Origin of the sequence: Streptomyces sp. H27-C3 (genome assembly GCF_030063415.1) — a bacterium.
Classification (GTDB): domain Bacteria; phylum Actinomycetota; class Actinomycetes; order Streptomycetales; family Streptomycetaceae; genus Streptomyces.
Genome location: NZ_JASITA010000085.1, coordinates 1 through 10,039 on the forward strand (window position 1 = coordinate 1; position 10,039 = coordinate 10,039).

The 10,039-nt window shown below is 66.4% G+C and carries 8 protein-coding genes and 3 pseudogenes; 6 read left to right on the forward strand and 5 right to left on the reverse strand.

What is annotated here, in order from left to right; genetic code table 11:
• The first annotated feature begins 456 nt into the window (after positions 1-456).
• The 5 genes from QMK30_RS37705 (at position 457) to QMK30_RS37725 (ending at position 3,991) form a co-directional block, all read left to right on the forward strand.
• The gene (locus QMK30_RS37705; protein ID WP_349362164.1) at positions 457-1,515 is read left to right on the forward strand and encodes an MAB_1171c family putative transporter; all 1,059 of its coding nucleotides are present in this window, start codon (positions 457-459) and stop codon (positions 1,513-1,515) included.
• A gap of 29 nt (positions 1,516-1,544) precedes the next feature.
• Entirely contained in the window at positions 1,545-1,928 is a 384-nt protein-coding gene (locus QMK30_RS37710; protein WP_283522853.1) for a hypothetical protein, read from the forward strand.
• Positions 1,929-1,948: 20 nt separating this feature from the next.
• Positions 1,949-2,944, forward strand: coding sequence for an IS3 family transposase (locus tag QMK30_RS37715; RefSeq protein ID WP_283522854.1), 996 nt, complete (start codon positions 1,949-1,951; stop codon positions 2,942-2,944).
• A 212-nt stretch (positions 2,945-3,156) separates the two neighbouring features.
• A complete protein-coding gene (locus QMK30_RS39030; RefSeq protein ID WP_502963310.1) occupies positions 3,157-3,393 on the forward strand; it encodes a helix-turn-helix domain-containing protein in 237 nt (78 codons plus the stop codon).
• A 91-nt stretch (positions 3,394-3,484) separates the two neighbouring features.
• Positions 3,485-3,991 (forward strand): DinB family protein, encoded by a 507-nt coding sequence (locus QMK30_RS37725; RefSeq protein ID WP_283522855.1) that lies wholly within the window; start codon positions 3,485-3,487, stop codon positions 3,989-3,991.
• A gap of 12 nt (positions 3,992-4,003) precedes the next feature.
• Here the strand turns inward: QMK30_RS37725 and QMK30_RS37730 are convergent, their stop codons facing one another.
• On the reverse strand, positions 4,004-4,885 hold the full coding sequence (locus QMK30_RS37730) for an IS5 family transposase (protein WP_283522858.1): 882 nt from the start codon (positions 4,883-4,885) through the stop codon (positions 4,004-4,006).
• Positions 4,886-4,946: 61 nt separating this feature from the next.
• Between QMK30_RS37730 and QMK30_RS37735 the strand changes: the two are divergent.
• Positions 4,947-5,501, forward strand: a pseudogene (locus tag QMK30_RS37735) (IS3 family transposase); the annotation flags it as partial.
• Between the two features lie 76 nt (positions 5,502-5,577).
• Here QMK30_RS37735 and QMK30_RS37740 read toward each other — a convergent pair.
• The 4 genes and pseudogenes from QMK30_RS37740 to QMK30_RS37755 form a co-directional block, all read right to left on the reverse strand.
• The gene (locus QMK30_RS37740) at positions 5,578-5,931 is read right to left on the reverse strand and encodes a PRC-barrel domain-containing protein (protein ID WP_283522856.1); all 354 of its coding nucleotides are present in this window, start codon (positions 5,929-5,931) and stop codon (positions 5,578-5,580) included.
• Between the two features lie 418 nt (positions 5,932-6,349).
• Positions 6,350-7,243: pseudogene (locus tag QMK30_RS37745) on the reverse strand (SDR family oxidoreductase).
• Between the two features lie 52 nt (positions 7,244-7,295).
• A pseudogene (locus tag QMK30_RS37750) lies at positions 7,296-7,610 on the reverse strand (site-specific integrase); the annotation flags it as partial.
• A gap of 337 nt (positions 7,611-7,947) precedes the next feature.
• Entirely contained in the window at positions 7,948-9,057 is a 1,110-nt protein-coding gene (locus tag QMK30_RS37755) for a serine hydrolase domain-containing protein (protein WP_502963311.1), read from the reverse strand.
• Positions 9,058-10,039: the final 982 nt, after the last annotated feature.

Genomic DNA, 10,039 nt, shown 5'->3' on the forward strand with positions numbered 1-10,039 from the left:
CCATGTCCTGCACTGGTCCCACTGGCGACGACAAGCACAACACCGGGCACGCATCAGCCACTACAAACGACGAGGCCACAACCCCTGCCCTGAACCACCGTCACGCCAAACACGGTTGCAGTATTAGCTCCAATCCATAGACGCCAGGTCATCCTGCACGAACTGGGGCACCTCGTCTGTGACCATGAAGCCAGCCCGGTGATATCTCCTGAGGCCTCTCGCCTCCTGCTGCCCTCCTTGAACCCGGATATGGTCCGGCGCGCCCTCGGTCGAGAACACTCACAGACTGAAGCCGAAATCGAAGCCGAGTACGTTGGCTCGCTCTTGAGTCGGCATGTGAACTCGTGGAAACCGAAGCGAGACTGGCACGTCCCACCAGAACTCCAGGAACTCGCGAATCGACTTTCCGCTCTAGAAAATCCAACAATGAAAGAAATATGAATAGCGTCCTCTATCATATGCGCTGCCGTCGCCCTTCTCGCAATGGTATACAAAATGCGTGTGCTGCGCACCGATCGTTCAGTTACTCAGCTGGCCCTGATCGCAAATTTCGCATTCCTTACCATAATCTATACGGTCTCCACTCCGACGGTCTGGGTCGCGACGAGTGAGACCGTCGGGATCGTGAATTTCTCCGGACTGTTCACTCAGGGTTGCGTAATTCTGCTGACAGCGTGTGAGCAAATAATCCTCCTGCATCTTTCTCACGATCGTGAAACGGCGTGGCGCAAGGCGAGACCTCGCCTTGCGTGCCTCGCGGTCGTGCTTGGCGTGATGGCCGTTCTTTTCTCGGCGGCTACTTCCGTGCATGAGAATCCGAATGACTTTGCGGTGACGAAGGCCCAGTTTTACCCGGCTTACCTCATCGTTTATCTGACTGCCTATTCGGTGAGCCAGCTCGATGTCGGAATAATGTGCTGGCGTTACACCAAAATTGCCCCCTCCCCGTGGCTTCGCCGCGGCCTGTATTGCATTGCGTTGACGCTGCCGTTCGTCTTCATTTATTCTGGGTCTCGCTACGCGGACGTAGTCGCCGGCCAGTTCGGTGTGAGCGGTCATGCCTGGGAGCCCGTGGCCCAATGGGCCGTGGCGATAGCAGCCATCATCAAGACCATCGGTTGGACGCTGCCCGATTGGGGCCCCCACCTGAGTCGGATCTGGAGGAGGGTGGACGACCGGCGTGCGTACCGGGAGCTGGCTCCGGTGCATGTGGCCCTCACAACGCAAGTACCGGGTCCTGTCCTCCAATTGGATGCAACCGCTGATCTGCCAACCCGTCTGTACCGCCGTATGGTGGAGATCAGGGATGCCCAGTGGAGCCTCCGCCCTTGGATGCACCCCTCAGTGACGATCTCCGCAGCACAGCTGTGTGATGAAGTGGGTCTTACGGGCAACGACCGCGCCGCAGTGATCGAGGCTGCCGTGCTCAAGGCTGCCGTGCACACGAAAGTGCAGGGGGGGAGCCCCTCTCTGTCAGCCTTGGGTGAGATGTCCCGTTTCGGCGGGTTAGCCTGAGAGGGCACCGACAGGAGAACCACCCCGTCATGACCAGCACCAAGCCCGCCGGCCCCGACCCGGCTCCCAGGCCGAAGCGCCGCTCCTTCAGCCCGGAGTACAAGCTGCGGATCGTCGCCGAGTACGACGCCGCGCCCAAGAACGAGAAGGGCGCGGTCCTGCGCCGCGAGCGCCTGTACCACTCACACGTCACCGAGTGGCGGGCCGCACGGGACGCCGGGGCCCTGGAAAAGCTGGTCGACCATCGCACCAGCCCGGCGAGGCCGAAGAAGCCGGCCGCCGAGGCGGAGAACGAGAAGCTGCGCCGCCAGGTGCAACGGCTGGAGAAGGAACTGGCCCGGAACAAGGCCGCCCTCGAGGTCATGGGAAAAGCTTCCGCGCTCTTGGAAATGATCTCCGAGAGCGCGGACTGAAGCCTGCCGTCGACCCTGTCGTGGACGAGGCGTTCACCTGCGTCGAAGCTCAGTTGGGCATCACAGCCGCCTGCCGGCTGACCGGCCGCTCCCGCGCCACCCACTACCGCCGGCTCCAGCCCCCGCCACTACGCACAGAACGTGCCCCGCAGGTCCAGCCGTCGGCCCTGACGGCCGAAGAGCGGGCGGCGGTGCTGGAGTTGATGAACAGTGACGAGTACGCCGAGCTGCCCCCCGCGCAGATCTGGGCCCGCGAGCTGGATGCCGGGCGCTACCACTGCTCGATCTCGACGATGTACCGGATCCTGCGTGAAAAGGGGCAGACGGGCGAGCGCCGCCGCCAGGCCACCCACCCGGCAAAGACGGTGCCCGAGCTGGTCGCCACCGGACCCTCGCAGGTGTTCACCTGGGACATCACCAAGGCCGCCGGACCGGTCAAGGGCATCTGGTATCACGCCTACGTCATCATCGACATCTTCAGCCGGTACATCGTCGGCCACACCGTCGAATCGGCCGAACGGGCCGAGGAGCTGATCCGCGAGACCATCACCCGCAACGGCATCGTGCCCGAAACCGTGCACGCCGACCGCGGCACCTCGATGACGAGTAAGAAGGTCTCCCAGCTGCTGATCGACCTGGGCGTCACCCGTTCGCACTCGCGGCCGAAGGTCTCCAACGACAACCCCTACAGCGAGGCCCAGTTCAAAACCACGAAGTACATGTCCGGCTACCCCGAACGGTTCGATTCACTGGCCCACACACGCCAATGGTTCGACGCCTTCATCGCGTACTACAACCACGAACACCGGCACTCGGGCATCGGCTGGCACACCCCCGCCTCCGTCCACTTCGGGACCGCCGACGAGGTCCGCGACCAGCGGGCCATCACCCTCGACCAGGCATACACCCGCCACCCCGAACGCTTCGGCCGCCGCCCCCGACCACCCGCAATACCCCAGACCGCCTGGATCAACGACCCGGCCAAGCGCCGCGAACCCGCACCACAAACCTCATAGCGTCACGACCGTCTCACTGGACTTGAAACCTTCCGTCCGCCGTGTCACAACCTGGCGCAACACACCCAGCTGCCCCGTCTGTCCCGCGCTCGCACGCGACGACCCCTCTATGCCAGACTCCCAAGACAACGATGCTCCTGTTCTGAACAAGCCGATCGTGGTAGATCGCTCGTTCTACAGGAGCTTCGCTGCATCCAGGGCCCGCACACGAGATGATCAAGCCAAGCTTCCCGGCATTGGCCTACGGCTCCCCGCGCGTCACCGCCGAGCTGAACGCGGACGACGCCGGTCAGCGCGTGAACGAGAAGCGGGTCGCCCGCGTCATGCGCAAGTTCAACATCGTCGGCACGCACCTGCGCAAGAAGGTCACCACGACCGTGCCCGAGCCCTCGGCTAGGGCCTGTCCGGCGGATCATGCCGGGCGGCCCACCGGCGCTGAATCGCTGTAGCGACCCGCCGGACAAGGAACTGGGCGGAGCAGGTTGGGTCCGTCGATAAATACCTCGACATCGAGCGCAGTGATCGGGGACGCTTCACGCGATGACTAAAATCGACGACACCCCGCCCGCATGGGACGAGCGCACCCAGCTCACCACGTTTCTCGACTACGCACGTGACACCGCCCGCGCCAAGTGCGACGGCGTCTCCGCGGAGAACGCACGCAAGGCGCTCCTGCCGGGCTCACCGCTGATGACCATGAGCGGAGTGATCAACCACCTCCGCTGGGTCGAGTACTACTGGTTCCAGGTGGTCTTGCTCGGCGAGGAAGACCGAGCCCCCATGACAGAGGAGGACCCCGACCGCGAGATGCGTATCGCCGTCGACTTCCCGCTCACGCAGTTGCTCGACGAATACGCCGAACAGAGCACCCACTACCGCGAACTGGTCGCCGGGAACGGCCTGGACAAGCGGGCCCAGCGAGCCATCCGCAACGGCCTCCACGTCGACCTGCGCTGGATCCTCCTCCACCTCACCGAGGAGACGGCCCGCCACAACGGCCACCTGGACATCCTGCGCGAGATGCTCGACGGCACGACCGGCGATTAGATCCGGCGGAGATCACGGGCGGAGCCAGAGTCGGATCGAGGCGACGGTGACGGTGCCGTGGAAGACGTAGCCGCGCTTGTCGAACCTCGTGGCCACGGCCCGGGAGTTCTTCAACGCGTTGATCGTCCGCTCGACTTCGTTCCTTCGCTTGTAGATCGTCCTGTCGAAGCCTGCGGGTCGGCCACCCTTGCTGCCCCTTCGTTGGCGGTTGGTCCGTTGGTTCCTCGGTTCGGGGATGGTGTGCTTGATCTGGCGTCGTCGCAGGTAGCGGCGGTTGCGACGGGAGGAGTACGCCTTGTCGCCGCCGAGATGGTCGGGCCGCGTGCGCGGGTGTCCGCCACCGAGGCGGCCAACACGGATGCGTTCCATGACCGGAATGAGTTGCGGCGCGTCGCCCCACTGGCCCGGAGTGATCAGCAGGGCCAGGGGGCGGCGTCCACCCTCACCGGCGAGGTGGATCTTGCAGGTCAGGCCGCCCCGGGAGCGTCCGAGCCCCTCGTCGGGGCGGTGCTGCCGGGGCGTGCGTCTTTTCCCCGGCACTCGTGGCGGTTTCCTACGAGCCCCGGCGGCGTGCTGATGGGCCCGGCAGGAGGTCGAATCGACGCTCACCATCGACCAGTCGATCCGGCCCTCCGCGTCGGCGTCGGCCAGGACGGCCGCGAAGATCCCGTCCCAAGTGCCGTCCGCCGACCAACGTCTGTGCCGTTCGTACACCGTCTTCCATGGCCCGAAACGCGCAGGTAAACCCCGCCACGGCACCCCAGTGCGCAGTCGGTACAGGAGCCCGTTGATGACCCTGCGGTGGCCGGCCCACCGGCCGCCGCGCTGCCCGGACTTCGGCAGATGTGGCTTCAGCCGGGCCCACTCCGCATGCGTTAAATCTCCCCGCCCCATGCTCATGCCAACGATCCGAATCCACGACGGTCACATGATCCGCCGGACAGGCCCTAGGCCGGTGCCCGACCTGTTCAAGCGGGACTTCACCGCCCCGACGCCGAACGTGAAGTACATGGGCGACATTACGTATCTCCCCATCGGAGACGGCGAGTTCCTCTATCTCGCGACGGTGATCGACTGCTTCAGCCGCCGGGTGGTCGGCTGGTCGATCGCCGGCCACATGCGTACCGAGCTGGTCGCCGACGCGCTGAGGATGGCAGCCGCCACCCGCGGCAGCCTGGACGGATCGATTTTCCACAGTGATCACGGGGCTCAGTACACATCAAAGGAATTCGCCGACCTGTGCGACGAGTTGGGCGTGAAGCAGTCCATGGGGGCAGTCGGGACGAGCGCGGACAACGCCGCCTGCGAGAGTTTCCACTCCTCCCTGAAGCGAGAGCTTCTGAAGGGCGCCCGGCGCTGGTCCGGGGCCACGGCCTGCCGACGCGCCGTCTTCCGATGGCTGACCAGGTACAACACCTGGCGCAGGCACTCGACCAACGGACAGCTCTGCCCTATCGACTACGAACGCGAGCACGCACTCACGTCAGATAGCCTGGGGCTCACCGCATAACCACACAAACCGGTGTCTACCACCCGGGGGGGGGCTCCCACCACCGGGGAGCGCCTGTTCGGTGGTGGAGGCTGTTCTACATGTGCGGGTGCTGGGTGTAGTAGACACCGATCTGGTCGTGGTAGACAGGGTCGGCGGTGTGCTTGTCCTTGTCGAACTCCGGGGCGTCCTTGATCTGGTCCTTGGTCCGCGCGACGTAGACCTTCTCTTCTTGGTGGTCGACGCTGGCGATGGTGCCGGCGGGCAGCAGGACATGCTTCCCGAAGATCCACATGCCGGTGTCGACGACCAGGTACGAGGAGCCGACATCTTCGGAGTGCTTGTCGACCTTGCCGATGTGGCCGTCGGTGGCTTCGACCTTGTAGCCGGTCAGATCGGTGCCCTCCTGGCGGCCGGAGGAAGGCCCGTAACTCCAGATGTTGTCGCTCATCGTGTGGTCCTTTCGTAGCGTCGGCGGCGCCGACGTCGGGGGAGGGCAGAAACGTTGTCGTGCAGTGGCTGCCCGCCGGGCAGCCACTGGGCATGCGTTCCCCCTGAAGCGCACCAATAACGCACCTATTCGGTCATTTCGCAGTGGAGTCGACGGTCACGCACGTTCCGTCCGGGTCGACTGGCTTACAGGGCACTCGAAGGCGCCCAGAGCAGACAGTGATCTCGGGCCGCCAGGACTTGCCCGGTCCACCACGTGCGGAGCCAGACCGACAGGGCTGCGACGGTGGCGGTGCCGAGGAAGACGTAGCCGCGTTTTTCGTAGCGGGGTGACCACAGCCCGGGAGTGGGTACACGATCGACGTCCGTTTGCGGCCGTCCGGCCGTCCGGCGGCGGAGCCGGACGGTTCTCCGCCTGCCTACGGCAGGGGCCTGCCGCCGGTCGCGTTGACGATCTCCGCCGTGATGAAGCCGGCCTCGTGTGAGGCGAGGAAGACGTATGCCGGGGCCATCTCCACTGGTTGCGCGGGCCGGCCCAGCGGCGACTGCCCACCGAACTCGACGGTGTCGGGCATTGTCGCCGGGATGAGCGGGGTCCAGACTGGCCCCGGGGCCACCGAGTTGACGCGGATGCCCCGCGGCGCCAGCATCTGGGCGAGCCCCTGGGCGAACGTGACGATCGCTCCCTTGGTCATCGCGTAGTCCAGCAGATGCGTACTGGGCTTGTAGGCCTGCACCGACGTCGTGTTGATGATGCTCCCGCCCGCGGGGATATGGGCGACGGCCATCTTCGACAGCCAGAACATCCCGTAGAGGTTGGTGCGCATCACGCGGTTGAACTGCTCCGTCGAGATCGCCTCGATGCCTTCGGGCTGCGCCATCTGTTACGCGGCGTTATTCACCAGGATGTCGATGTGCCCGAGCTTCGCGACCGCGCGGTCGATCAGCGCGCGGCACTGTTCCTCCCCGCGGATGTTGCAGGGAACAGCGATCGCCTTGCGCCCTGCGGCCTCCACCAGACGTGAGGTCTCCCGGGCGTCCTCCTCCTCCTGCGGCAGGTAGGTGAACAGCACGTCGGCGCCCTCGCGGGCGTAGGCCAAGGCCACGGCGCGTCCGATACCCGAATCGCCACCGGTGATGACGGCCTTTCGCCCTTCCAGGCGGCCGCTGCCACAGTAGGACGTCTCGCCGTGGTCGGGCGGCGGGTCCATGGGCCCCGTCCACCCCGGGTGGGCCTGGTCCTGCTGGGAGAAGTTCGGCTGCGGATACTTGTCGCGCGGGTCCTGCTGGTTCGAGTTCCCGTCGTCACCCATGGACCGTCCAATCCTCGATGTCGTCGTCCAGCCTCATGTGGCGGCGAGTGCCCCGACCCGGGGTCTCGGAGTCCGGCACCGCGAGCCGCTTTGCCCAGGCCGCGACGGAGGGCATGTCGTAGCCGCGCTCGCCACACCAGCCGAGCCAGGAGAGCACCGCCGCCCGGCGGGAGTTCCAGGTGTTGACCGCGGCAGTGCCCCAGAGCAGTTCGAGAGCCCCGCCGATCTCGTTGTCCGCGACCGACGCGAAAGGCCGGTCTTCGCCGAGCCGCTCGGCGGTCTTGCCGGCCCCGATTCCGTAGTTGCGGACCGTGTTCGGGTTGCCGAGTGAGTTGTCCGCCTTCATCGAAGCCAGTCGCCGTCTCATTCAATCCAGTCGTACTACAGCCGACTTCCGCGCGACCGCGAATACGGAGAGGACAGCCGTTGGTCTTGGTAGGGGTGCGGCAGAAGTACGGCACGTGTCTGCGATGCCCCGACCCCCGGTCCTGCCGCTGAACCCCAGCGGGCATTAGGTGACGAACCATGGAAGACGCCAAGGGTGATCTCGGCAGCCTCGTATGGTCCCAGGCCGAACAGCGCGTCGCGCATGGCTGCTGAAGTTCTACCGAAGTGGCGTTGTCTACGAGAACGTTCTCGTAGACGGAGCCGACCCAACCGCCTTTCTGTGCCCGCCGGGCCCCGCGGTTCCGCCCGGGTCCTGCCTACTGCTTGCGCAACAGCGCGCAGACGAAGTTCTCCTCCACGGTCCGCAGCCGCTCAAGCAGTTCCGGCTTGTTCGTCTTGTTGACCTGGGTGGTGAGGGTGACGGCCAGCGACTGCTTGCCGTCCGGGGTGGCTGCGACCAGCTGCGTGTAGCCGGGGAAGTTGCCCGTGTGGCCGTACACCACGCCGCAGCGGGTGGTGTATCGGAAGATAGCCAGACCGGCTTTGTTCTTGCCGGGGCCTGCGGGTTCGGATGCGCCGTTCACCCAGTTCAGCTGCTGATGGCGTGTCCGGTCGGAGATCAGCTTGCCGCCGGCGTAGCCGCGGATGAAGGCCGTCATGTCCTTTGGCGTCGAGATGATCCCGCCCGATGCCCACACGCCCGACGCACTCAGTACCTCGCTGATGTCCTCGGGCGGGTTCGGCGGGGTGACGTCGTAGCCGTGCATGTACGGCTCGGGCATCCGGTAGCCCTGCGGAAGGCTGGTGCTGCGCAGATCCAGCGGGCGGTACACGAGCTGGGCGAGCAGATCTTCGTAGCGGCGGCCTGTCACCGCCTCCGCCATCAGTGCCACGGCGATGTTGTCGGAGTTGGAGTAGGTGTACCGGGCCCCCGGACGGAACACCAACGGCTCGTCGGCCACGATGTCCAGCAGTCGGCGGGAGTCGAAGTGGCGGCGCGGGTTCTCCGTCACCAGGGCCAGGAACTCCGGGGCCGCGGTGTAGTCCGGCAGTCCGCTGGTGTGGTTCAGGAGCTGCCGCAGCGTAACCCGATGCCAGTCACGCGGCAGCCGGGGAAGCACCTTGCCGATGGTGTCGTTCAGACGCAGCTTCCCGCGGTCGACGAACTGGAGGGAGACCGCGCCGCTATACGCCTTGGCCGTACTGGCGATGCGCATGTGGTCGGTGACCTCGATCGGACGGTCGGTGCCTGTCTCGGCAACGCCGGCCCGGTAGACCTCGGTGCGGGACCCGCGCTTGAGGACGGCAATCGCTCCGGGCGGTCCGCCGGGCGCGGTGGTCAGTTCCTGCAACTGCCGTCGCAGTGCGCGGTTGTCGTCGGCGGGGACATCCGCGGCTTGGGCCGGGGCATGCACCGGCCCGGCCATGCAGGCAGCCGCCAGCAGAGCGACAAGAGGGAGGCGGACCTGCGGGGAGCTGGGAACTGGCACGGAAGGACTCCTGAAACGTGAGCGCGGTGGGACGTCCAGCTTCACTCGTCGGTCAGGAACCTGCGCGCGGCTCTGCTCCATCCAGCCGAGAGCGGTACGCGGGCAACGCCGAGGCCCGCGCAGAGCTTCACTTCCCTGATGCCGTACCCCGCTCACCTCGGTTATGGTGATGCCGATAGCGCCGTCCCGCGTCCACTTGGTCTGCCTGGGCTTATCCGCCCAGGGGAGGCCGGCGATCAGCTGTTCCATGTCCGGTCTGCGGACGCTCGGGGACGGCTGAGGCCCTCACTTGGCACCATCCGGCGGCCTTGGGGCCACGGCCAGAGCGCACGCCCCCGGCGGGCGGAGCGGCCCTGCGGCCGACGGACGCGCGGGCTCACATCCCGCCGGATTCCGCGCGCCGCCGGTGCCAGGCCCGTTTGCGGCAGCGGGGAGAGCAGTACATCGCCGAGACACAATGTTCGACTCCGACTGTCCAGGACTCCCCGCACTCCGGGCACGTGGCTCTCCGGCCGGCCTTCACGGCCCCGGTCCTCGCCCGCGTCCGCCGCCGCTCACGCCAGTGCCGCGAGCGGCAGGCCGACGAGCAGAACACCGCCGTCGCCTTCGCCCGCGGCATTAACGGCTCCCCACACCCACGGCACAGCCGCGGCCCATCATCGTCATCCGCGATGACAACCAGCCGCAGCCGAACCCCCCGGCCCCTACCCATAAAGACACCGTACGCACGGCACCACCGCCCGCCCACCCCGCCGCTTCGCACGGACCCGCCTCCAGCGACAAGGACCCGACCTGCACAAAGAGCGAGGACGCCCCGGGCAACCAGGGCGGCACCGGTGGCGCTGGCGGCGCGGCAAGCCCGGTGTGTCCCGGTCAGCGTGGCGGCGATGGCACCGCCGCCACGCTGACCGCGGACGGC